The following is a 21,528-nucleotide window of genomic DNA, read 5'->3' on the forward strand; positions in this document are numbered from 1 at the left end:
AAGCATGCCGACACTTACCTCGCCGCCTTCGCCTACCGCTTCAACCGCCGCTTCGAGCTGCGCGGCCTCGTCGCCCGACTCATCGTGAATGTGGCGCGCTGTCCGCCGCATCCAATTCCGGAGATCCTTGGCGGTGCTGAGGCACATTACTAATCAGGAAAGGTCAAGCCCCGCTCCAGCGCCCCTGGCTGCACCAGGGGTTCCCTGCGCTGCTCAGAAACTGGGGCCGGCCCGAAACTCGCTGCGTTCGCTTCGCTCACTCCGCTCAGCCAGTCGGGCCGAGTCAGTTGGGAACGCGTGCTGTCGCACGCGGCCCCAGCTTCTTGCGCTGCTCGGCGCTTCCGAAGGGGCGGAACAGCCGAAACAGCCAACAGCCGGGAAACGGCGCGACAGTTGAAGTCCTGGCTGTTCGGTATTCGGCTGTTGGCTGCTCAGCTGTTTGGATCCTCCCCTATGCCAACCCGAGGAGCACAGAAGAGCGGGCCCGCGCGCGCAGCGTGCTTCATGCTTTGACTTGGCGCAACTGTCTGAGCGGAGTGAGCGAAGCCAACGCAGCGAGTTCTGCGCCGGGCCCGCTCTTCGCGCACCGCAGGGAACCCCCGGCACAGCCGGGGGCGCAGGCATCGGGGTCGCCCTTCTTGGCCTACCTTCTTTGGCGAAGCAAAGAAGGTAGGTCGGGTGCCGGGCCGAGACCCGGCGGGCTCTTACGGAGACCGGCGCCTCAACTCAGGGCCTCAATCGCCGCCGCGATCTTCTGCAGCCTCGGCTTCACCGCCGCCGCATTGCGCACTGCCTCGCGCACGATCTCCTTCGCGCGGTCCTCGCGCATCGCCACGCGGCTGACCTTGTTGATCATCGGCACCACGTGGTGCACGGCCAGCAGGCGGATCTGCTCTTCGGTGAGGGCGGGCTTCTTGGCCAGCACGTGGTCGATGGTCTTGATCAGCACCTCGTTGATCAGCTCCTTGATGGTCTTCAGCAGCGCGGTCAAGGCGTCCTCGCCCACCTTGCCGAGGAACACGCCGATCAGGCCCTTGACGGCCTTGGGCGCGGGAATCGCACCGGCGGCCATTTCCTTGGCCTTGCCGGTCAGGTCCGATTCGATGCGGCCAAGGAACAGGCCGGCGTAGACCTGCTCGTGGAAGGTCGGCATCAGGCGGCGCAGCTCCATGTCGTTGCCGACGAAGGCTTCGAGCGCGTCGCAGTAAAGGCTGTAGTTGCGCTTGATCTTGCCGCCCGCCACCACCAGGTTCATGCCGGTGATGGCCAGGGCCGTGGGGCCGCCGGCCACGGCCATGCAGCCAAGGTAGATGTCGAGAAAGTCCGACAGCACCGACTTGGTGGCCGCCAGCTTGACGTTGAGGATGCGCGAGGTGCCGCTGAAGCCGCCCACATCGGCACCGAAGTAGAAGGCGCTCTGCCTGAACAGCCGGCCTTCCTTCCAGCGCTCGCTGGGCAGGGCCTCGACCTGGATGAAGTAGGCCTCGCCGCCGCCCACCGTGGCCAGGAAGCGGCGGCCATCGCAGGCGGGGTAGATGGATCCCGCCTCGGCCAGGCCGTGCGGGCGCAGCTGCACGCTGCCGGTGTTGGGGATGCCCCAGATGACGGCGGGATCGACTTCCTGCGGGGTCTGCAACATGCGGGCCTCCTGATGCGGCGAGGCGCGCAGTCTCGCCATCCGCAGGCGTTCGCGCGCCTGCCCGTTCAGGGGGCGGGCGCATGGATGCGGGGGGCGTTGACAAGGGCTTACCGGCGCCCGCGCCGCAGCGGCTAAAAGCCTCGCCCTACCATCGCGCCCCATGAGCGCCACCTACCTCTTTCCGCCGCCGCCCCTGCCCAGCGTGGCCGTGCAGGGCCGCACCGAACGCTTCCCCGTGCACCGCATCTACTGCGTGGGCCGCAATTACGCCGACCACGCCCGCGAGATGGGCCATGACCCCGACCGCGAGCCGCCCTTCTTCTTCAGCAAGCCGGCCGATGCCGTGTTCGAGCCGGCCGCGCAGGGCGCCTTGCCCTGGCCGCTGGCCACGCAGGACCTGCACCACGAGGTGGAGTGGGTGATCGCCCTGGGCGCGCCGCTGCAGCAGGCCACGCCGGAGCAGGCGGCCGCGGCCATCTGGGGCCATGGCGTGGGGATTGACCTGACCAAGCGCGATCTGCAGGCCGTGGCCAAGGCCGGCGGCAAGCCTTGGGATGTCGCCAAGGGCTTTGACCAGGCGGCCGTCATCGGCGCGCTCGTGCCGCTGCAGGGCACGTTGCCCACGCGTGGCGCCATCACGCTGAGCGTCAACGGCCAGCCGCGCCAGCAGGGCGATCTGGCCCAGCTGATCTGGACCGTGCCCGAGCTGCTGGCGCGGCTGAGCGAGTTCTACGCGCTGCAGGCCGGCGATCTGATCTACACCGGCACACCGGCTGGCGTGGCGGCGCTCAAACCCGGCGATGTGGTGGATTGCGCGATCGACGGCCTGCCGCCGCTGCGCCTGGAGCTGGCCCATGTTTGACCACAACGAAACCCTGGGCGAGGCGCGTGCCCGCAACATCCGCGACGCGCTCTTTGAAGACATCGGCGTGGCCGACTGGACCGCGCGCCTCACGCCGGCGAACCAGCGCGTGCGCGCCCAGGTGCGCTGCCGCGAAGCGGCGGTGTGCTGCGGCCAGCCCTGGTTCGAGGGCGTGTTCAAGACCCTGGACCCGAGCAGCCAGCTGAACTGGCATGTGGCCGAAGGTGCGGCGATGCAGCCCGATCAGGTGATCCTCGACATCGAGGCCGATGGCCGCGCCCTGCTCAGCGCCGAACGCCCGGCGCTGAATTTTTTGCAGACGCTTTCCGCCGTGGCCACGCGCACGCGCCTGCATGTGCAGGCGATCGAGGGCGCCAGCCCCAACCCCAAGGGTTGCCTGGTGCTGGACACGCGCAAGACCCTGCCAGGATTGAGATTGGCGCAGAAGTACGCGGTGCGCGTGGGCGGCGGCGCCAACCAGCGCCTGGCCCTGTACGACGGCATCCTGATCAAGGAAAACCACATCGCCGCCGCCGGTGGCGTGGCCGCCGCGCTGCGCGCCGCGCAGGCGCTCAACAGCGGCGTCGGCATCCAGATCGAGGTGGAAAACCTGGACCAGCTGCACGAAGCCTTGGAGGCCGGCGCCACCAGCGTGCTGCTCGACAACTTCACGCTCGAAGGCATGCGCGAGGCGGTGGCGCTGACGCAAGGCCGCGCCCTGCTGGAGGCCAGCGGCGGCGTCACCTTGGAGCAGCTGCGCGGCATTGCCGAAACCGGGGTGGACCGCATCAGCCTCGGGACCTTGACCAAGGACCTGAAGGCGACCGACTACTCCATGCGGGTGCTCGGCCCGCTCTGACCTCACCGCCATGCGCCGCCTGGCCCTTCTGCTCAGCTGCTGCCTGCTGCTGGCCAGCTGCTCCAGCCTGGAGCTGGCCTACAACCAGGCCGCGCGCCTGACGGCCTGGTGGCTGGACCGCCAGTTCGACCTCGACCGCCGCCAGCGCGATCAGCTGGACCAGGCCCTGGCCGAGCTGCACGCCTGGCACCGGCGCGAGGAGCTGCCGCACTGGCAGGCGCTCTTGCAGGCCGCCCTGCGTGGACTGGACGATGGTCGTGTGGACGCCGCCGAGCTGCAGGCGCTGGAGCAGCGTCTGGATGAATCCCTGCAGCGCACCCTGCGCCGCACCGCCCCGCTGGCCGCCCCCTGGCTGGCCACGCTGCGCCCCGAGCAATGGCAGCACTACAGCGAGCGTCGCCGCGAGCATTTGCAGGAGTGGCGCGCGGAAGAGGCCGACGCCGACCAGCGCGCCGATGCGCTGAAGGACAGCCTGGAGCGCTGGCTGGGCCGGCTGGAGCGGCCCCTGCGCACCGCCGCCGAGCGCCAGGCCCAGAGCTGGGGCCCGGCACCGGCCGCGCTGTGGCAGGAACGCGCGCAGCGCCAGGCCTGGACGGAACAGGGCCTGCGCACCTGGGCCGCGGGCGATCTGGAAGCCGGCACGCGCCTGCTGCTGATGGGCGGCGCCCGCCTGCCCGAGGCGCGCGGCCCTGCCACCCAGGCGCAGCGCGAGCGCACCTACGCCGACCTGCCCGTGCTGCTGCAGCAGGCCAGCCCGGCGCAGTGGCAGCGGGCGCGCGAGCGCTGGCGCGGCTGGCTGCTCGATCTGGAGCAGCTGCGCGCGGACTCCTAGGGCCCGACCCGCTCCCTGACCCGATCAGTGCAGTTCAGACGGCGCGCCGCAGCACTTCTTGAACTTCTTGCCGCTGCCGCAGGGGCAGGGCTCATTGCGGCCCACCTTCTGGCTCAGGCGCTGGGCCTGCCCGCGCTCGGCCATGGCCTGCCGCAGCGGCAGCCAGAACGCATGCATCTGCGTCAGGCTCTCTTCAATCTCCGCCGCCAGCGCCGCGCGCTGTTCGGGGGTACGGGTCAGCTCGTCCTGGTCGGCTGAAAAATCATCTGCACCCAGCAGGCCGATGGGGCGGTACCAGCGCTGGCCCTGCGGGTGCTCCAGCAGCGGCTGCCAAGCCGGCCGGTTCAGCTGGACGCCCTCGACGAAGCCGCAAGCCCACATCTCCGCGTCTTCAAACTCGCCGAGCTCGCCGAAGCGCACGGTGGGCCAGCAGGGCGCCACCAGCGGTGGGCGGTGCTCAAAGCCCGCCACGATGCTGTTGAAGTGGCGCGTCACCAGGCCCAGCCAATGGTTTGCCTCGTCCAGGCTGTCGGCCGGCGGCAGCATCGCGCCCTCGCTCTGGCCCCACACCCTGGGCAGCCAGCGGCTGGGTGGCACGGTTTCCGGGCCCATCGCCAGGGCATGCAGAAAGCCGTCCAGCATGTCCAGGGTCATGCTCTCTTCGGCATCCAGCTCCAGCAGAAAGCCATCCAACTCGGCCAGTTCCTCTTCGCTCAGGGGCAGCAGCATGTTGCGCGCGGGGCCCTTGGGTCGCGCGGGTGCGGCCATCTGCGCCAGCCGGCGCAACTGCTCGGGCTCGGCCTCCCGGGCTGCCTGCTGAGCCTGCATCACGAAGTTGTGGACACCGCCTTCGGCCGCGATCGCTGCCAAAGCGGCCTCCAGCGCGGCGCTGTCGGTCTCGAACTCCTCGTCCCACACGGTGGAGGTGCCCTGTTCATCGACGATCTCCAGGATCCAGGGGCTGTCGGCGCTGCGGTAGATCTCGATCTGCAGCGTGTGCCCTTCGGCGCTGTGCGTTTGCGTCAGCGGCGAGTGGATGAGTTCGTAGTCGTCGTCGTCGGTCATGGTTTGGGACGGTGTTTGAGGGTGCGCTCCAGCGCCTTCAGTTCGACCTCATCGAGCCAGTCGGCCCGCAGGACTTCCTGCTGCTTGCGGCGCCGGTCAAAGCCAGGATGCAGCGCGTGGGTGCCGTCCGTGGCAACTGTCAAGGATTGCTTGGCAGTTGCCGCCGGGTTCAAACCCTGTCCTGAAAAGTTGTTCTGCGGGCCAGGTGGTTGTTTGGTGCAGGCCGAGCGATTTTGTCGCGGGCCATCACCCACACGCCTGAGCTTTCAGACCACAGCGCCAATGAGCCCTTACCACCCCACCATTCACGACGGCAAGCGCACGGTCTGGACGAATGGCGGCGCTGCCTGCTCCCTACCCGCTGGGATGCGTGGTTTCGAATGGCGTGGTTGTCGTCACCTTGTGGCCGGGCGATTGGGCAGTCGAGGCTGGGCAGTCTTGTGGTTTCCTGGGGGGCTGCATCAGGCTGAGTGCAGTCGTTTGAGTAGGTCAACGCAGCAGACAGCTACCGACCCGAAGCTGCCGAGCGAATAGGTTCAGCACCCCGGCCAAGCTCTGGCGCATTCAGGGTTCGCCGTCTTGGCATCTGAGGATGAGCACCTCGTAAAGCCGTGCAGCTACCCCTATGTACGTTCCATTGAAATGGGCTAGCCTCCGATGGCTACCGCGCGTTGGTGAGCAGCGGTGCAGCACGTTGCCCAAGCGGCTCATCTTCGAAGAGGACAAGGATCGCCGGCGCCTTGTTTCCTTGCCATTGAGGCTGTTGAATGACCCACTTCTGAACGAACTCAGTGACCGTCTTTCGCGCTGACTCCCGCTGAAGATTGATCAACTGCGGCGTCGCAGCCTTGTTGGCCAGCGAAGAAGTAATCGACTTTTGCAGCGATGAAACGACCTGCCCACCGGTCAGAGGCGACCAGAGCCCCAACGCGAAGGATTCCAACTTCCCGGTGTCGATGGCGACGGGCAAGGAGGGCCTAACGCTCGGTGCGATGACAACGAGTGCATTGCCCGTTTGGCGCAAGGACCAGTCCTTTGCCAGGGGGATGTGATAGCGGTAGACCGCGGGAACCCTGATCTGTGCAACCGTCTTGCCCAAGGGAACACCGAGAACCGTGTGGTTTGTCGACGAGTCAAAGCGCTCTTCAGCGGCAATGGTGCTCACTTCCAGCAGGCCGCCTGGGGTGCGCATCACGACATGGCTGTCCGTGGAGACCGTTGTCGTTGTCTTCGGCGGAGCGCGAAGCTGCCAAGCGAAAAGGGCGGCATTCGCGGCGATGCCGGCGACCAGGAGCGAAGCAAGAGCGAGTCGCATTTTGTCGAGTTGGAGGAGCTGATTGATTGTGGGCCCAGGTGTTGCAAACACCGACCCAAGTCCCCTGAGTGCCGTCATGCGACCTCAAAGTTGGCAGGCTGACCGGCCGCAACCGCTGCAATCCAGCCGCCCAATGCATCAGCCTTCCCCGCTGCGGGCGCGCGTGAAAGCGGCGGGCAGCAGCATGGCCACGCGCAGCAGCTTGACGACGGTGGCGACGCTGCCACCTACCTTCGACTCGCTGTAGCCCGCCCCAGGCGCCCGCCTTCATCACAGCCTTGATCTGGCTCAGCCCAAACCCAGGCCGGGCCTGCCAGCATGGAAACTGTGTCCAACCAAGGATGGCCATGCCCAACCCCGACCTGAGCCAGTTGCTGGGCGAGCCGCCGCGCCGGCGGCGGATCTGGCTGTTGCTGCCGCTCCTCGGCCTGGGCCTGGCACTGCTGGCCTGGGCGCTGTGGCCACGTGCCGCCCAGGCGCCGCGCTACCAAACCGCCCAAGTCACACGCGGTGCGCTCACCGTCACCATCAGCGCCACCGGCACCGTGCAGCCCACCAAGAAGGTCAATGTGGGCAGCGAGCTTTCCGGCACGGTGGCGCGCGTGCTGGTGGATTTGAACGACCGCGTGCAGCGCGGCCAGCTGCTGGCCGAGCTGGACAGCACGCGCCTGCGCGAGCAGGTGGCGGGTGCGCGCGCGGCGCTGGCGGCGGCGCGCGCCAGCCTGCGCCAGGCCGAGGCCACGCAGGCCGAGACCCAGGCCGCGCTGCAACGCCAGCTGGCCATCCAGAAGGCCTCGGGCGGGCAGCTGCCGGCTGCGCAGGAACTGGAGGCCGTGCGCGCTGCGCAGCTGCGCGCGCAGGCGCAGGCCGCGGCCGCCCAGGCCCAGGTGCTGCAGGCCGAGGCCGCGCTGCGGGCCGACGAAAGCAATCTGCGCAAGACCGCGCTGCGCGCGCCCATTGACGGCGTGGTGCTGGCGCGCGCTGTGGACCCCGGCAACGCCGTGGCCGCCTCGCTGCAGGCCGTCACCCTGTTCACGCTGGCCGAGGATCTGCGCTCGATGAAGCTGGACGTGGCCATCGACGAGGCCGATGTGGGCCAGGTGCGCGAAGGCCAGGCCGCGCGCTTCAGCGTCAGCGCCTACCCGCAGCGCGAGTACCCGGCGCAGGTGCGCCGCGTGGGCTACGGGCCCACCACCAAGGACAACGTCACCACCTACCTGGCCGAGCTGACGGTGGACAACGCCGACCTCAGCCTGCGCCCCGGCATGACGGCCACCGCCTGGGTGACCACCGCGCAGCGCCAGGACGTGCTGCTGGTGCCCAATGCCGCGCTGCGCTTCAGCCCGCCGGCCGCCAAGCCCGAGCCCAGTGCCGGCAGCGACGTGATGGCCCGACTGATGCCGCGCCCGCCGCGCGCCGGGGCTTCACGCGCGGCGGGCACCGACACCCGCCAGGTGCGTCAGCTCTGGGTGCTGCAGGACGGGCAGCCGCGCGCCGTGCCGGTGCGCCCGGGGGTCAGCGACGGGCGCCAGACCGAGGTGATGAGCGACGAGCTGAAGCCCGGCATGGCCGTCATCACCGGCCTGGTGCAGGCCACGAAATGAACCCGCCGCTGCTGGAGCTGCAGGGCGTCACCAAGGTCTACGGCAGCGGCGCGGCGGCCTCGGTGGCGCTGGCCGGGGTGGACCTGCGCATCCAGGCCGGCGAGTTCGTGGCCATCATGGGCCCCAGCGGTTCGGGCAAGTCCACCGCCATGAACATCCTCGGCTGCCTGGACCGGCCCAGCCGCGGCAGCTACCGCTTCCAGGGCGTGGAGGTGCAGGGCCTGAGCCGCGACCAGCGCGCGCTGCTGCGGCGCCGCTGGTTCGGCTTCGTGTTCCAGGGCTTCAACCTGCTGGCGCGCACCAGTGCGCAGGAAAACGTCGAGCTGCCGCTGCTGTACCGCGGCGAGAGCGCGGCCGCACGCCGCCGCACCGCACGCGAAGCCCTGGCGGCGGTGGGGCTGAAAGGTCTGGAGGCGCACACGCCGGCGGAACTTTCCGGCGGGCAGCAGCAGCGCGTGGCGATTGCGCGCGCGCTGGTGAGCGCGCCGGCCGTGCTGCTGGCCGACGAGCCCACCGGCAACCTGGACAGCCAGCGCGGTGCCGAGATCATGGCCCTGCTGGAGGGCCTGAACCGCGAGCGCGGCATCACCGTGCTGATGGTGACGCACGAGCCCGACATGGCCGCCTGGGCGCAGCGCGTGCTGCACTTCCGCGACGGCCGCCTGGCGCGCGATGAAGCCCAGAACGCCCGCCGCAGCGAGGCCCCCGCATGATCGGCAATGCGCTGCTGCTGGCGCTGCGCGCCATCCGCCGCAACCTGGTGCGCTCGGGGCTCACCATCCTGGGCGTGGTGATCGGCGTGGCGGCGGTGGTCACCATGGTCACGCTGGGACGCGGCGCCACCCAGGCGGTGGCCGATCAGATTGCCAGCCTGGGCACCGACCTCTTGATGGTGCGGCCCGGCCAGCGCCTGGGCCCGGGGCGCGACGGTGGCGGCGCACCGCCCTTCAGGCGCGCCGATGCCGAAGCCATCACCGCCCAGCTGGCCGGCCTGCGCGCGGTGGCGCCGCAATCCAGCCTGGGCGTGGCCGCGGTGGCGGGGGCGCGCAACTGGTCCACCCAGGCGGTGGGCAGCAGCCTGGCCTACTTCGAGGCGCTGAACTGGCAGCTCGCCGGCGGGCGGCTCTTCAATGAAGCCGAGGAGCGCGCCGGCGCGGCGGTGTGCGTCATCGGCGCCACCGTGCGGCGTGAGCTGTTCGGCAGCGCCGACCCGATCGGCCAGGGCCTGCGCCTGCGCCAGCTGGGCTGCACCGTCATCGGCCTGCTGGCCGCCAAGGGCCAGGCGGCGATGGGGCAGGACCAGGACGATGTGGTGGTGCTGCCCCTGGCCACCCTGCAACGCCGCCTGAGCGGCAACACCAATGTGGGCCTGCTGCTGGTGGCGCGCGAACCCGAGGCCGACAGCGCCAGCGTGCAGGCCAGCCTGCGCCAGCTGCTGCGCGAGCGCCGCCGCCTGAGCGCGGGCGACGAGGACAACTTCAACATCCTCGACACCCGCCAGCTCGCCCAGACCCTGGCCGGCACCACCGAGGTGATGACCGCCCTGCTCGGCGCCGTGGCCGCCGTGAGCCTGCTGGTGGGCGGCATCGGCATCATGAACATCATGCTGGTCAGCGTGACCGAGCGCACGCGCGAGATCGGCATCCGCCTGGCCATCGGCGCGCTGGAGCGCGAGGTGCTGCTGCAGTTCCTCATCGAGGCCGTGGTGCTGAGCGCGCTCGGCGGCCTGGTGGGCTTGGCTCTGGCCCTCGCCGCGTCACTGGGCCTGACGCAGCTGATGGGTCTGCCCTACCGCTTTGATGCCGACATCCACCTGCTCGCCTTCGGCTTTGCGGCCTTGATCGGCGTGCTGTTCGGCTACGTGCCGGCGCGCCGTGCGGCGCGGCTCGATCCGATCGAGGCGCTGCGGCATGAGTGAACGATGTCCTTCGCTGCTGCAGAAACGACAATTGTTGTGATCACAGCATCCGGCCACAATGGCCGCCATGAAGGCCGATTTCGATTCCGTCAGCATCCAGCGCCCCGAGCTGGCCGCCAGCTATCTGGGCCTGCTGGCCTCCCAGCCGGGCCGGCCGTTGGCACTGTTCGGGCCGCGGCGCCTGGGCAAGACCTGGTTCCTGGATCAGGACCTGACCCCGGCCGCACGCGAGCGCGGCTGGCTGCCGGTGTACGCCGACCTGTGGCTACAGCGCGGGGCGCCGCTGGCCGCCATCAACCACGCGCTGGAAGAGGCGCTGGACGATGCCAGCGTGCCCGCCCAGTCGGCCGGCAAGCTGGCCAAGACGCCGGTGCCCAAGCTCAGCGCCCTGGGCGTGAGCGTGGACCTGGGCGCTGCGCCCACGCGCCGCAAGCTGCCCGAGGCGCCCGAGCTGCGCTTTGACGCCTTGATCCAGCGCCTGCACGCCGCCGCCGGCCGGCCCGTGCTGCTGATGCTGGACGAGGCGCAGGCCTTGGCCGAGGGCTCGGCCGCCAGCGCCGAGGCCCTGGCCGGCAGCCTGCGCGCCGTGCTGCACAAGCGCCGCCAGCAGGTCTACGCGGTGCTCACCGGCTCCTCGCCCGATGCACTGGCCCAGCTGCTGGCCACCGCCGGCGCGCCGATGTACCACTTCGCCCAGGTGCTGAACTTCCCGGCCCTGGGCGACGAATTTCTGAAGGCGCTGGCCGAGCAGTACGGCCGTGTGCACAAGGGCCGCAAGCCCCTGCTGGACGACCTGCGCCAGCTGTTCGAGCGCCTGGGCCACAAACCGGCGCTGATGCGCGACGTCGTCAAGTCCATGTCCGCCGAGGGCGAGACCGATGTGCAGCGCGGCTTTGCCAAGTACCTGGCGGACGAACGCCATGTGGCCGGCTGGCGCGCACTCATCGACACCCTGGGCCCGCTGGAGCGCGGCCTCGCCCGCGCCGTGGCCGCCGGCCTGGCGCCGCTGGGGCAGGACACCCGCCAGCAGCTCGGCCAGCTGCCCGGCGTGGAGGCGGCACCCACGGTGGGCAAGGTGCGTGCCGCGCTGGAGCGCCTGCGCAAGCTGGGGGTGCTGACGCGTAGCGGCGCGCCGCAGGTGGAAGACCCCTTTCTGCAGGCCTGGTTGCTTGGGCGGCCCCCCGTGTAAACCTACCCGAAGAAACCTGATGGGGAAGGTCCTTCCTCTAAAGGGAGGTGTGAAAACCCGCGTTGTGGCGGCGCGGTAACCCAAACGTCACGGCCCCTCGCTAAGGTGCGCGGCTTCGCAAAAAAGTCGAGGCATGACATGCGGCTGATCGTTTCGAAGTGGGCCTTGGCCCTGGGGCTCACCTTGGGTGCTTTGGCGCCGGCACTGGCGCAGACCGCGCTCAACAAGGGCGTGGCGGTCACCAACCTCTCGGCCACCAAGGGCAGCACGCGCGACTTCAGCCTCGTGGTGCCGGCCGGTGCTACGGCCTTGAGCTTCAAGCTCAGCGGCGGCACGGGCGACGCCGACCTCTACGTGCGCCGTGGCTCCCAGGCCACCACCAGCAGCTACGACTGCCTGTCCAACGGCAGCAGCAACGCCGAGACCTGCAACTTCGCCAGCCCCAGCGCCGCCACCTACTACGTGCGCGTGCTGGCTTACAGCAGCTATAGCGGCGCCAGCCTGGTGGCCAACTACACCGCGGCCAGCACGCCGCCCGCCACGGTGACGCTGCAGAACGGCGTGGAGCTGACCGGCCAAGGCGCCGCCGCCGGCGCCTGGCTGCGCTACCGCATCGACGTGCCGGCCGGCGCCACGAACCTCGTCATCAGCAGCAGCGGCGGCACCGGCGCGGCCGACCTGTACGTGCGCGCCGGCGCCGAGCCCAGCAGCACCGCTTACGACTGCCGCCCGCTCGTCAACGGCAACAACGAGTCCTGCAGCTGGGCGCAGCCGCAGGCCACCAGCTACTACGTCGGGCTGTACGGCTACCAGGCCTTCTCGGGCGTCAGCATCAAGGCCCAGTACACCGCGGCCAGCACGCCGCCGCCGGGCACCGGTGCCACCTGGGACGGCTTCGCCACCTACTACGTGCAGGCCATCGGCAAGACCGGCCTGGCGCTGCGCACCTCGCTGAACCAGCACGCCGCCCTGGGCCACCAGCGCAAGACCTACACGGAAGTGTGGGACGCCATCAAGTACACCGACGAGGACCCCGCCAACAGCGCCAACGTCATCCTGCTCTACACCGGTCGTTCGCAGGCCAAGACCTTCAATGCCTCGGGCAACTCCGACCCCGATGCCTGGAACCGGGAACACGTGTGGCCCAAGAGCCATGGCTTCCCCGACGAAGCGCAGTGGGCGCACACCGACATCCACCACCTGCGCCCGGCCGATGTGACGGTGAACAGCACGCGTGGCAATAAAGACTTCGATTGGGGCGGCAGCGCCATCGGCGAAGCCCCCGGCAACCTGACCGACGCCGACAGCTTCGAGCCGCGCGCCGCAGTGAAGGGCGACATCGCCCGCATGATGTTCTACATGGCCATCCGCTACGAGGGCAACGACGCCACCGGCGTGCCCAATCTGGAACTGGCCGACAACACCGGCACCAGCGGCAACTTCCTGGGCAAGCGCTGCACCCTGGTGAGCTGGCACCGCCAGGACCCGGTGGATGCCTTCGAGATCCGCCGCCATGCGCGCATCGTCGAGCGTCAGGGCAACCGCAACCCCTTCGTGGACTACCCAGCCTGGGTGGAAGAGCTGTTCGGGGCGGGTTGCCCGTAAGCAGGCAGAAGGCCTGAGCTTCAGGCCTTGCCCACCAGGCGGGCGCCGCTGAGCTTGGCGGCGCCCTTGTCGAAGGTCCACAACGGCAGTTCCTGGGCCTGGGCGGCCAGTGCGATGTGCAGGCCGTCGGCGAAATCCGCCGCGCCTTCGCGGTACAGCTGCAGCGCCACTTCAAGCGCGCGCTCTGATTCGAAGCTGAGTTCGGCGGCCGAGAGCAGCGCGGCCAACATCTGCACCACCGCGTCCTTTGCAAAGCCGTAGCGCTTGCGCAGCACCCATTCCAGTTCCAGCACCACCGTCACGGGCACGAACAGCGCTTGCCCCTCTTGCACGCAGCGCCGGATCAAGCGCTGCGCCGCCGCAAACTGAGCGGCGTCGTCTTCGACGAGGAAGCGGACCAGAACATTGGTGTCGAGCGCCGGCATCGCGGGTGGCCTGGGCTCAGCGCCAGGGGTTCATGTCCTCGGTGCTCACCCGTTTGCCCTTGGGGGCTTTGAGCATCCCGGCCATGTCCAGCACGGACTGGCTCTTGGCCCGCACGATTAGGGTGCCGTCCGGCATCGCCGACCAGACCAGGCGCGTACCCGGCTGGGCATCGATCAAGGCCCGAATATCGGCGGGGACCGTGGTCTGGCCTTTGGCGGTGATGGTGGATTCGGTCATGGCAGTCTCCTTACTTTCTGTTGAATTGTAAGGAGTGCCCCCCGTCGTGGCAGCGATAGACAAGGCAGGCTCTGGGAGCGGAGAGCGCGCCCTGCCGATCTCTCGCCGCTCACCCCTTCAAGAATCCCTCCAGCGCCGCCAGCGCCTCGGCCTCCATCAGCGTGGGCGCATGTCCACGCCGCGGCATTTCCACCGCTTGCAGCTTGGGCAGCCGCGCCTTCATCTCCGCCACCGTGGCGGCGCTGAGCAGGTCAGATTCCGCCCCGCGCAGCAGCAGCATGGGCGTGGCAGCGGCCGCTTCAAACAGCGGCCACAGCGGCGGCACCGCGCTGCCGCTGGCCAGGCCCTGGGCGATGGCGGGGTCGTAGTCGGGCAGCCATTGGCCGTCTTCCACGCGGTGCGTTTCCAGCGCCATGCGCTGCCAGTCCTGCGGCGCGAAGTCAGGGAACACCGGGGCCTGCACGGCGGCGGTGCGGGCGGCCGCTTCTTCAAGGCTGGTGGCGGCGGCCTGGTGGCCCACGTAGCCGGCAATGCGCGCCAGGCCCGTCGGTTCCAGCACCGGGCCTACGTCGTTCAGCACCAGGGTCTGGAAGCGCTGCGGCTGCAGCGCGGCCAGCATCACGCCCATCATTCCGCCCAGCGACGTGCCGATGACCTGGCACCGAGCCACCTCGGCCTGATCCAGCAGGGTCAGCATGTCGGCCACATAGCGGTCCGGCCGGTAGCGGCTCGGGTCGGGGTCGTGGGCCGAAAGCCCGCGGCCGCGTTGGTCCGGGCAGAGCAGTCGAAAGCGCGTGGACAGGTGCGCCGCCAGGCGCTCGAAGTCGCGGCCGTTGCGCGTCAGGCCGTGCAGGCACAGCAGCACGGGCGCGTCGGCGCGCGGGCCGGGCCATTCGGTGACGTGCAGGCGCAGGCCGTCGTCGCTGCGGAAGAAGCGGTGCACCCAGTCCATTCCAAACTTTCTTGGTAGCCAGAAGGCTCACTCTTGGCAATACGCAGGCGCGATCAAGTGCCACCGCGGAGCCGGCTTTGCCGGGCCGCTGGTGGCGCCCCCTGGGGGGAGGCGCCGCAGGCGCTTCGGGGGGGTCAAAACTTATACGACGCGCTCAGGCTCACTTGGCGGGGCGCGCCGTAGAAGCCATCCAGCACGCCCAGCGCGGCGATGTTGTAGCCATCGGTGCGGTAGGCCTTGTCACCCAGATTGGTGCCCTGCAGCGCGAAGGTCCAGTGGCGGTCGCGCTCCCAGATCAGGCCGGCGGACCACAGGCTGTAGCCGGGCTGGGCGATGACCTCGCTCAGGTCCGTGGTCGGGTAGACCTTGCTGCGGTAGCTCACGCCGGCGCGGGCGCGCAGTTCGCCGCCCAGGGCGAAGGGCATGCGGTACTCCACGTCCAGCGCGCCGCTGGTCTTGGGCGTGTTGCTGAACTTCTTCTGGTCGGCCACGTTGACGCCGCGGTCCAGGTACTCGTCGTACTTGGCGTCGATGACCGAGGCGTTGCCCCGCAACGTGAGGTTGCGCGTGGGGCGCCAGATCATTTCCAGCTCCAGGCCGTTGACCGTGGCGCGGCCGGCGTTGGTGAAGTCGCCGAAGAAGCCGGGCTGGCCATTGGCCTGGGTGAAGCTGGTGAAGACCGAGAGCTGGACGTTCTTGTACTTGTTGTGGAAGACGGCGCTGTTGAGCTCCAGCCGGCCTTCGTCCAGGCGCAGCTTGGCGCCGAGCTCGAAGGAATCGAGCGTCTCGTCCTCAAAGGGCTTGCTGGACGAGGGCACGGCGGTGACGTTGGCGCGGATGTTGTAGCCGCCGCTCTTGAAACCGCGCGAGGCGGTGGCGTAGAACTTGGTGTCCTTGCTCAGCTCGTAGCCGAGCGAGAGCTTGGGCGAGGTGTTGCTGACCTTGCGGGTCTTGTCGAAGTCGGACACGGTGGCGATGGGCACCGAGAAGGTGGCGTCCTTGTAGGCGCGGTTCAGCACCACGGCGCGCTTCTCCTCGCTGGTGTAGCGCAGGCCGGTGCTCAGGCTCAGGGCCTCGCTCAGCTCCCATTCCCAGTCCACATAGGCGGCATTGCTCTTCGTATAGACCTGGCCGCGCGTGTCGCCAAAGCTGAGGTTGAAGAAGTTGTTCAGCACCTGGCCGCCGGCATCGCCCTCGAAGCGGTAGAGCCCGATCACGCCGCCACCGGAGCGCGCCAGCTGCAGCTCGTGGCTGCGCGAGTTGTCGCTGTAGAGCGCGCGCACGTCGGCGATCTTGTTGGGCAGGCCGTCGAAGTCGATCGAGGTGTCGGTGTCCGAGCTGCGGTAGGCGCTGATGAGCTTGCCGCTCCAGTCCTTGCCCAGATCAAAGCCCAGCGTGATGGCATGGCCACCGGCGTGGGTGTAGTTCTTGTTGGGCATGCCGCTGGCGATGTCGTAGCGGCCGGTGCTGGCGGGCGTGGCGGCGGGGTCGAAACGGTTCACGGCCATGCGCTGGAAGCCGCGCATGTTGGAGTCGTCGCGGGTGCGGTCGGCGCTCACCTGCACGTTCAGCGGCAGGCCTTCCGGGAACCAGCCGGCCTGGATGCGCGCGGCGCCGGTGTCCTGGTTGCTCACGTCGGAGCCGTCGGTGAGGTTCTTGCCGTAGCCGTCGCGGTCGCTCTTGGCCAGCGCCAGGCGGGCGCGGAACTGGCCGTCCTCGGTGGCGCCGCCCAGCATGCCCTTGGCCTGCAGCAGGCCGTGGTTGCCCACCGCCAGCGCCACATTGCCGCTGGTGGCGGTGCCCAGCGCGCGTGAGACGTACTTGACCGCGCCACCGATCGTGTTCTTGCCGTACAGCGTGCCCTGCGGGCCGCGCAGCACCTCGATGCGCTCGATGTCGAAGACCTCCAGCAGCGCGCCCTGCGGGCGGGCCATGTAGACGTCATCCAGATAGATGCCCACGCCGGCGTCCACGCCCCAGAGCGGGTCGGCCTGGCCGACGCCGCGGATGAAGGTGGTCAGCGTGCTGTTGCTGCCGCGTGCGGCGTAGATGGTCAGGCTGGGCACCTGGCCCTGCAGATCACCGAGGTTGCGCACCGCCAGGCGGTCCAGGCTCTGCGCGGTGAGCGCCGTCACGGCCACCGGCACGTCCTGCAGCGTCTCCTCGCGCTTGCGCGCGGTGACGGTGACCTTCTCCAGCTGCGCGGCCTCATCGGTCTGGGCCGGCACGGTCTGCGCCAGGGCGGGGGTGCCCAGCAGGGTGGCGGCGGCCAGGGCCAGGGGTTGCAGGCGCAGCAGGGTCATCGGTCGCATGGGGTGGTCTCCGGGGTTCGGGTGGGTTCGGGCTGTGTCGGGTCGCCTGCCGGCTCGTCGGGTGGGTCGGCTGGACGCTGGGCTGACAAGCGCAAGCGGCGTGCCCAGTTGGACGACACAGGCCCAAAGCGCGGGAAAACCATCAGGGTGACGGAGATTGGCGCGCGTGCGGCGACCGCGATGAGGCCGCGGGCGCCCCCTCCGGCGCGCGCCGGTGTTCGCCAGGCAGACAGGGCGGCCGAACGGGCTGTCTGCTTTTCAGGCGCTGCCTGTTTTGCGGACAGGCGTGGGCGCAGACGCCTCCGAAAACAACAAGGCTTGCGCCCGCGGGGCACTGCGCAGCCCGAGCCAGCGCTCCTGCACCAGCCCCAGCAAGCCCTCCGCCGCCAGCAGCTGCTCCAGCTGCGGCAGCGCCAGCTCGCGCGGCGCGCCCAGGCCGATCCACAGGCGCGCGTCGGCCTCGCCGGCGGCGCTGAGCACCTGCACATCCACCACGCCGGCGTGGCGCGCCAGCGTGGCGCGGTGCGCGGGGGTGAGCGCCTCACGCAGCCAGGCGTTGGCCACCGGCTGGTGCTGGCTGCGGTGCGGCGGCGCCAGGCCCAGGGCCTGCAGATCGCCCGCGCCCTGCCAGTGGCGCAGGCGGGTCAGCACCTCGCGCTCGCTGCGGCCCAGTTCCATGGCCACGGCCTGGAAGGGGTGGGCACACAGGGGCAGGCCGCCTTCGAGGCGCTGCGCCAGCGCGGGGTCGGTGCAGGGGCCGTCGGGGGCGCTGCAGCAGCACACCGGGCAGGGCGGCGCGGGCAGGTTCAGCCAGCGCAGGGCCGGGCCCCAGGCCTGCTGCAGCAGCTCGCGCTGGGCCTGCAGGCTGGCCGCGCTGCGCGCCTGCAGCTCGAAGTGCAGGGTACACAGCGCGGTGCCGGGCACGGGCTCGGCCTGCTCGATCCAAGCGCAGCCCGGCAGGGCAGCCAGGCGGCGCAGCGCGGCGGCTTCCTGGTCTTGAGGCAGGCGCAGGCGGGCGCGCAGGCGCCAGGCGCTCAGGCGCTCGGCCCAGTGCACGCGTGGGCCTTGCAGCGCGCCCTGGCGTTGCAGCTGCTGGCATTGGCTGAGCAGCTCGCGCAGGCTCGCGCCGGTCTGGCGCGCCAGTTCCTGGAAGGGCGAGGCCTGCAGCGGGAAACCCTGCCGCCAGCCTTGTTGAAGGGCCTGTCCGAGGCCCGCGCACACACTGCTCATGGTGGCCCCGATGCTGACCAGCACGGGGCGCCGCGGCCTTGACCCGCTTCAAACTTTTGCGAGCAAACGGCAGCGTGTTGATGCAGCGCAAGTCCGGCCCGCACGGCACGCGAAATTGAAGCGCTTCAAGGCCCGCAAGCGCGGCGGCACGCAGGCTAGGGGTTATCACCCAACCCTTGAAGACCATGCGATCCGCCCTCACTCCCCTGGCCCTCGCTCTGAGCCCCTTGCTGGCCACCTCAGCGCTGCAAGCACAGACCCTCACCCTGCCCGTGGTGGTGGTCAGCGCCACCCGCCACGCCCTGCCCCTGGCCGAGGCGCCCGCCGCGATGACGGTGCTTGGCAGCGAACAGCTTGCCGAGCGCGGCAGCGAGAACCTGCTGCAAGCCCTGCGCGCCGAACCGGGCGTGAGCAGCTTTGGCCGGCCGATCGGCGGACGCAAGGCGCTGGCCCTGCGCGGCATGGACCCGCGCCACACGCTGATCCTGGTGGATGGCAAGCGCATCGCCGCCAGCGACGGCTTGGTGGGCGCCTCGGACTTCCAGCTCGACTGGACCGGCGCGCAGGACATCGAGCGCGTGGAGGTGGTGCGCGGCCCGATGTCGGTGCTCTACGGCGCCGAGGCCCTGGGTGGCGTCATCAACGTCATCACCAAGCCGCTGCCGGACCAGCTGCAGGCGCAAGCGCTGCTGGAAGGGCGCGAGGGCGCGCGCGGCGGCTCCGGCCACCGCGCCCAGGCCAGCCTGCGCCTGCCGCTGTCCGCGGGCCTGCGCGCCGGGCTCTCGGTGAGCGACAGCCGGCGCGAGGCCAGCCCGAGCACCGACGACCCGCGCCTGACGGCCGTGGAAGGCCGCCACCCGCGCGAGGCCGCGCTGCGCCTGGAGACCGAGCCGCTGAAGGGCCAGCGCATCCTGTTCGACGCCCGCTACCAGGACGAGGAGCGCTGGCTGGACACGCGCGAGCGCAGCGGCCAGCGGCGTTACCACCAAAGCCTGCACTGGCTGGAACGCCGCCATGCGTCGCTGGCCTGGGAAGCGGACTGGAGCGGCTGGGACAGCCAGTTGCGCGCCTATGCCACCGAGCTGGGCGTCAGCAACCTGAAAACGAACGGCGTGGCCTCGCTGCGCCCCAACACCCTGAACGACCGCGTGCTGGAAGGCCAGCTGCATGGCGCCCTGGGGGGCAGCCAGCAGCTCACCACCGGCTTCGAGCTGCGCCGCGAGCAGCTGGACAACGCTGGCCTGCCCGGCGGCCAGGCCGAGGCCGAACACCGCGCGCTGTTTGCGCAATGGGAAGGCGCGCCGGTGAGCGCGCTGAAGCTCACCGCCGGCCTGCGCACCGACCACCACGAGCGCTTTGGCAGCGAACTCAGCCCGCGCGTCTACGCGGTGTGGCGCGCCGCGCCCGAGTGGGTCGTCAAGGGCGGCTACGGCCATGGCTTCAAGGCTCCCACGCTGAAGCAAATCGACCCCAGCTACCGCGAGGACGAAGGCCCGCACACCTACCTGGGCCGCGCCGACCTGCGCCCCGAGGTGAACGACAACTGGGAGCTCGGCCTGGCCTGGGACGGCGCGCAGTTCGGGGCCTCGGCAATGGCCTTTCGCAACCGCATCCGCGACCTCATCACCCCGCGCCTGATCAGCGGCACGCCGCTGCGCGGCACCTACCAGTTCGAGAACCTCGACCGCGCGCGCCTGCAAGGCCTGGAGGCCGCACTGGCCTGGCGCAGCGGCGCCTGGCAGCTGCAGCTGCACCAGACCTGGCTGAGCGCCCGCGACGGCCAGGGCAACTGGCTGGACAAGCGCGCCCGCCGCACCGCCGGCCTGCGCGCCGACTACCGCGCCGCCACCTGGAGCGCCGGCCTGGCCTGGGAAAACCAGACCGGCCTGCACCTGGCCAGCACCGTGGCCGGCCAGCCCGCGCAGCGTATGGCGCCGCTGAGCCTCGTCAACCTGCACGCCAGCTGGCAGCTGCACCCCAAGCTGCGCCTGCGCGCCGGCCTGGACAACGCCACCGATGTGCGCCTGGCCGCCAAGTCCCCGCTGTTCAGTTACGAGGAGCTGCCGCGCACCTGGCGCCTGGGGCTGGAGGCGCGCTGGTGAGGAAAGGGGGCGGACAATCCCCCTCATGAGTTGGTACCCCCTGCTGCGCCATGCGCATATCGGCCTGGCGCTGCTGAGCGTGGCCCTGTTCACGCTGCGCGGCCTGTGCGTGCTGGCCGGCGCACATTGGCCCATGCGGGGCGCCGTGCGCGCCGCCAGCGTGCTGTTCGACACCCTGCTGCTGGCCGCGGGCGTCACCCTGGCCGTGCTGCTGCAGGTCAGCCAGGCCTGGCTGCCCGTCAAGCTGGGCCTGCTGGTGCTCTACATCGTGCTGGGCAGCCTGGCGCTGAAGCGCGCGCCCACCCGCGCCGCCAAGGCGGCCTGCTTCGTGGCCGCCCTGCTGTGCGTGGGCCTGCTCGTCAGCGTGGCACGCAGCCACCACCCGCTTGGAGTCTTCGCGCCATGAGCAGTCTGTTCCCCTCGCCCAGCGCGGGCTTCGACGAACCCTTCGAAATGCTGCATGCCTGTCACGAGCGGGTGGAGCGCATGCTGCACCTGCTGGAACGCCTGGCCGCGCACCTGGCCCAGGTCGGCCCCGACACCCAGGCCCAGCAGGCCGCGGCCGATGTGCTGCGCTACTTCGAAATCGCCGCCCCGCACCACCACGAGGACGAGGAGCGCCATGTACTGCCGCGCCTGCGCGCAAAAGGGCTGGACGAGCTGGCCGACCGCATCGCCGCCGACCACCGGCGCATGCACGGCGCCTGGCTGCCGCTGCGCGACCAGCTCTTCGCCGTGCAGCGTGCCCAGCACCCCGACTGCGCCGAGTGGCCGGCGTTCTGCGCGCTCTACCGCGCGCACATCCAACTGGAAGAGGGCCAGGCCTTCCCCGCCGCGGCGGCGCTGTGTGACGCGGGGCAGCTGCAGGCGATGGGGGCGGAGATGGCGGGGCGGCGGCAGGCGCGGTGAGGGGTTGATGGGCTGAGGGGCTGGTATTGGGCTTGGGGGCTTGCGTCAGAGCCCTCGGGGGCTTCACCCCCGAACCCCGACCCGCATTTCTTTGTCTTGCCAAAGAAACGCGGGGCAAAGAAAGGCGCTGAATGCACGCACGCCGCCTAGGGCGGCGCGCGATTGCACGGCTGGTTCACATGGCTCCCACAGCCCGCCTCTGCCTGCGAAAACCTGCCCGCTAAGCTGGCCGGAGTACCGGCCGACTAGACCCACGCAAACCATCGAGGGCTCTCTGCGATGAACGGACCCCCAACGAGCAACTGGGTACCCCGTGGCGCTGGTTGGGGGTCTGTTCTTCGGAGCTTGGCGGTCATGGTCCTGGGTGCCCGGGACGACCGGTACTCCGGGCGCCTTCGTCGTCCTGCCCGTCGCAGTCAGAAGAGGGCTCGTGTCAGTGTGAGCCCAAGCACCGCCATCACAGTTCGCCCCT

Annotated in this window: 20 protein-coding genes and 1 pseudogene; 12 read left to right on the top strand and 9 right to left on the bottom strand. The window is 70.1% G+C overall.

The features are described from left to right. Positions 1-153: pseudogene (locus tag ACE3QP_RS16515) on the top strand (IS1595 family transposase); the annotation flags it as partial. A gap of 568 nt (positions 154-721) precedes the next feature. Here ACE3QP_RS16515 and ACE3QP_RS16520 read toward each other — a convergent pair. Next, positions 722-1,639 (bottom strand): hypothetical protein, encoded by a 918-nt coding sequence (locus ACE3QP_RS16520; RefSeq protein ID WP_374437585.1) that lies wholly within the window; start codon positions 1,637-1,639, stop codon positions 722-724. Between the two features lie 160 nt (positions 1,640-1,799). On the opposite strand from ACE3QP_RS16520, the gene ACE3QP_RS16525 reads away from it, so the two are divergent. Genes ACE3QP_RS16525 through ACE3QP_RS16535 form a run of 3 tightly spaced genes read left to right on the top strand, consistent with a single transcriptional unit; the run spans position 1,800 to position 4,192 of the window. Further along, complete coding sequence (locus ACE3QP_RS16525; RefSeq protein ID WP_374437586.1) at positions 1,800-2,501, top strand: fumarylacetoacetate hydrolase family protein; 702 nt, start codon at positions 1,800-1,802, stop codon at positions 2,499-2,501. Next, positions 2,494-3,360, top strand: coding sequence for a carboxylating nicotinate-nucleotide diphosphorylase (nadC, locus tag ACE3QP_RS16530; RefSeq protein WP_374437587.1), 867 nt, complete (start codon positions 2,494-2,496; stop codon positions 3,358-3,360). The genes ACE3QP_RS16525 and nadC overlap by 8 nt, the downstream gene beginning before the upstream one ends. A 10-nt stretch (positions 3,361-3,370) precedes the next feature. Then, a complete protein-coding gene (locus ACE3QP_RS16535; protein ID WP_374437588.1) occupies positions 3,371-4,192 on the top strand; it encodes a DUF6279 family lipoprotein in 822 nt (273 codons plus the stop codon). Between the two features lie 24 nt (positions 4,193-4,216). On the opposite strand, the gene ACE3QP_RS16540 is transcribed toward ACE3QP_RS16535, so the two are convergent. From ACE3QP_RS16540 to ACE3QP_RS16550, 3 genes are all read right to left on the bottom strand, one after another. Further along, a complete protein-coding gene (locus tag ACE3QP_RS16540; protein WP_374437589.1) occupies positions 4,217-5,257 on the bottom strand; it encodes a UPF0149 family protein in 1,041 nt (346 codons plus the stop codon). After that, on the bottom strand, positions 5,254-5,430 hold the full coding sequence (locus ACE3QP_RS16545) for a hypothetical protein (protein ID WP_374437590.1): 177 nt from the start codon (positions 5,428-5,430) through the stop codon (positions 5,254-5,256). Before ACE3QP_RS16545 ends, ACE3QP_RS16540 begins: the two co-directional genes overlap by 4 nt. A gap of 488 nt (positions 5,431-5,918) precedes the next feature. Then, a complete protein-coding gene (locus tag ACE3QP_RS16550; protein WP_374437591.1) occupies positions 5,919-6,650 on the bottom strand; it encodes a hypothetical protein in 732 nt (243 codons plus the stop codon). Between the two features lie 269 nt (positions 6,651-6,919). On the opposite strand from ACE3QP_RS16550, the gene ACE3QP_RS16555 reads away from it, so the two are divergent. The 5 genes from ACE3QP_RS16555 to ACE3QP_RS16575 all read left to right on the top strand — a co-directional run bounded on the left by ACE3QP_RS16555 (position 6,920) and on the right by ACE3QP_RS16575 (position 12,888). Next, positions 6,920-8,176 (top strand): efflux RND transporter periplasmic adaptor subunit, encoded by a 1,257-nt coding sequence (locus tag ACE3QP_RS16555; protein ID WP_374437592.1) that lies wholly within the window; start codon positions 6,920-6,922, stop codon positions 8,174-8,176. Next, entirely contained in the window at positions 8,173-8,889 is a 717-nt protein-coding gene (locus ACE3QP_RS16560; protein ID WP_374437593.1) for an ABC transporter ATP-binding protein, read from the top strand. The genes ACE3QP_RS16555 and ACE3QP_RS16560 overlap by 4 nt, the downstream gene beginning before the upstream one ends. After that, entirely contained in the window at positions 8,886-10,094 is a 1,209-nt protein-coding gene (locus ACE3QP_RS16565; RefSeq protein ID WP_374437594.1) for an ABC transporter permease, read from the top strand. The genes ACE3QP_RS16560 and ACE3QP_RS16565 overlap by 4 nt, the downstream gene beginning before the upstream one ends. A gap of 67 nt (positions 10,095-10,161) precedes the next feature. Beyond that, a complete protein-coding gene (locus ACE3QP_RS16570; protein WP_374437595.1) occupies positions 10,162-11,283 on the top strand; it encodes a hypothetical protein in 1,122 nt (373 codons plus the stop codon). 138 nt (positions 11,284-11,421) lie between these two features. Then, a complete protein-coding gene (locus tag ACE3QP_RS16575) occupies positions 11,422-12,888 on the top strand; it encodes an endonuclease (RefSeq protein ID WP_374437596.1) in 1,467 nt (488 codons plus the stop codon). Between the two features lie 20 nt (positions 12,889-12,908). Here the strand turns inward: ACE3QP_RS16575 and ACE3QP_RS16580 are convergent, their stop codons facing one another. From ACE3QP_RS16580 to ACE3QP_RS16600, 5 genes are all read right to left on the bottom strand, one after another. Further along, positions 12,909-13,313, bottom strand: a complete 405-nt coding sequence (locus ACE3QP_RS16580) for a PIN domain-containing protein (RefSeq protein ID WP_374437597.1) — start codon at positions 13,311-13,313, stop codon at positions 12,909-12,911. Positions 13,314-13,329: 16 nt separating this feature from the next. Further along, entirely contained in the window at positions 13,330-13,551 is a 222-nt protein-coding gene (locus ACE3QP_RS16585; protein WP_374437598.1) for an AbrB/MazE/SpoVT family DNA-binding domain-containing protein, read from the bottom strand. A 109-nt stretch (positions 13,552-13,660) separates the two neighbouring features. Beyond that, complete coding sequence (locus tag ACE3QP_RS16590) at positions 13,661-14,503, bottom strand: alpha/beta fold hydrolase (protein WP_374437599.1); 843 nt, start codon at positions 14,501-14,503, stop codon at positions 13,661-13,663. Positions 14,504-14,637: 134 nt separating this feature from the next. Continuing rightward, on the bottom strand, positions 14,638-16,815 hold the full coding sequence (locus tag ACE3QP_RS16595; RefSeq protein ID WP_374437600.1) for a TonB-dependent receptor: 2,178 nt from the start codon (positions 16,813-16,815) through the stop codon (positions 14,638-14,640). 258 nt (positions 16,816-17,073) lie between these two features. Next, positions 17,074-18,045, bottom strand: a complete 972-nt coding sequence (locus ACE3QP_RS16600) for a hypothetical protein (protein WP_374437601.1) — start codon at positions 18,043-18,045, stop codon at positions 17,074-17,076. A gap of 185 nt (positions 18,046-18,230) precedes the next feature. Between ACE3QP_RS16600 and ACE3QP_RS16605 the strand changes: the two genes are divergently transcribed. Genes ACE3QP_RS16605 through ACE3QP_RS16615 form a run of 3 tightly spaced genes read left to right on the top strand, consistent with a single transcriptional unit; the run spans position 18,231 to position 21,056 of the window. After that, a complete protein-coding gene (locus ACE3QP_RS16605) occupies positions 18,231-20,147 on the top strand; it encodes a TonB-dependent receptor plug domain-containing protein (RefSeq protein ID WP_374437602.1) in 1,917 nt (638 codons plus the stop codon). A gap of 25 nt (positions 20,148-20,172) precedes the next feature. After that, a complete protein-coding gene (locus ACE3QP_RS16610) occupies positions 20,173-20,553 on the top strand; it encodes a SirB2 family protein (protein WP_374437603.1) in 381 nt (126 codons plus the stop codon). Continuing rightward, positions 20,550-21,056, top strand: a complete 507-nt coding sequence (locus ACE3QP_RS16615; protein WP_374437604.1) for a hemerythrin domain-containing protein — start codon at positions 20,550-20,552, stop codon at positions 21,054-21,056. Before ACE3QP_RS16610 ends, ACE3QP_RS16615 begins: the two co-directional genes overlap by 4 nt. Positions 21,057-21,528: the final 472 nt, after the last annotated feature.

Source organism: Inhella sp. (assembly GCF_041912635.1).
Taxonomy (GTDB): Bacteria; Pseudomonadota; Gammaproteobacteria; order Burkholderiales; family Burkholderiaceae_C; genus Inhella.

Bases quoted from the DNA above. Each gene is read 5' to 3' on its own strand.
- ACE3QP_RS16520 (WP_374437585.1), bottom strand. From the start codon at position 1,639: ATGTTGCAGACCCCGCAGGAAGTCGATCCCGCCGTCATCTGGGGCATC.
- ACE3QP_RS16525 (WP_374437586.1), top strand. From the start codon at position 1,800: ATGAGCGCCACCTACCTCTTTCCGCCGCCGCCCCTGCCCAGCGTGGCC.
- nadC (WP_374437587.1), top strand. From the start codon at position 2,494: ATGTTTGACCACAACGAAACCCTGGGCGAGGCGCGTGCCCGCAACATC.
- ACE3QP_RS16535 (WP_374437588.1), top strand. From the start codon at position 3,371: ATGCGCCGCCTGGCCCTTCTGCTCAGCTGCTGCCTGCTGCTGGCCAGC.
- ACE3QP_RS16540 (WP_374437589.1), bottom strand. From the start codon at position 5,257: ATGACCGACGACGACGACTACGAACTCATCCACTCGCCGCTGACGCAA.
- ACE3QP_RS16550 (WP_374437591.1), bottom strand. From the start codon at position 6,650: ATGACGGCACTCAGGGGACTTGGGTCGGTGTTTGCAACACCTGGGCCC.
- ACE3QP_RS16555 (WP_374437592.1), top strand. From the start codon at position 6,920: ATGCCCAACCCCGACCTGAGCCAGTTGCTGGGCGAGCCGCCGCGCCGG.
- ACE3QP_RS16560 (WP_374437593.1), top strand. From the start codon at position 8,173: ATGAACCCGCCGCTGCTGGAGCTGCAGGGCGTCACCAAGGTCTACGGC.
- ACE3QP_RS16565 (WP_374437594.1), top strand. From the start codon at position 8,886: ATGATCGGCAATGCGCTGCTGCTGGCGCTGCGCGCCATCCGCCGCAAC.
- ACE3QP_RS16570 (WP_374437595.1), top strand. From the start codon at position 10,162: ATGAAGGCCGATTTCGATTCCGTCAGCATCCAGCGCCCCGAGCTGGCC.
- ACE3QP_RS16575 (WP_374437596.1), top strand. From the start codon at position 11,422: ATGCGGCTGATCGTTTCGAAGTGGGCCTTGGCCCTGGGGCTCACCTTG.
- ACE3QP_RS16580 (WP_374437597.1), bottom strand. From the start codon at position 13,313: ATGCCGGCGCTCGACACCAATGTTCTGGTCCGCTTCCTCGTCGAAGAC.
- ACE3QP_RS16585 (WP_374437598.1), bottom strand. From the start codon at position 13,551: ATGACCGAATCCACCATCACCGCCAAAGGCCAGACCACGGTCCCCGCC.
- ACE3QP_RS16590 (WP_374437599.1), bottom strand. From the start codon at position 14,503: ATGGACTGGGTGCACCGCTTCTTCCGCAGCGACGACGGCCTGCGCCTG.
- ACE3QP_RS16595 (WP_374437600.1), bottom strand. From the start codon at position 16,815: ATGCGACCGATGACCCTGCTGCGCCTGCAACCCCTGGCCCTGGCCGCC.
- ACE3QP_RS16600 (WP_374437601.1), bottom strand. From the start codon at position 18,045: ATGAGCAGTGTGTGCGCGGGCCTCGGACAGGCCCTTCAACAAGGCTGG.
- ACE3QP_RS16605 (WP_374437602.1), top strand. From the start codon at position 18,231: ATGCGATCCGCCCTCACTCCCCTGGCCCTCGCTCTGAGCCCCTTGCTG.
- ACE3QP_RS16610 (WP_374437603.1), top strand. From the start codon at position 20,173: ATGAGTTGGTACCCCCTGCTGCGCCATGCGCATATCGGCCTGGCGCTG.
- ACE3QP_RS16615 (WP_374437604.1), top strand. From the start codon at position 20,550: ATGAGCAGTCTGTTCCCCTCGCCCAGCGCGGGCTTCGACGAACCCTTC.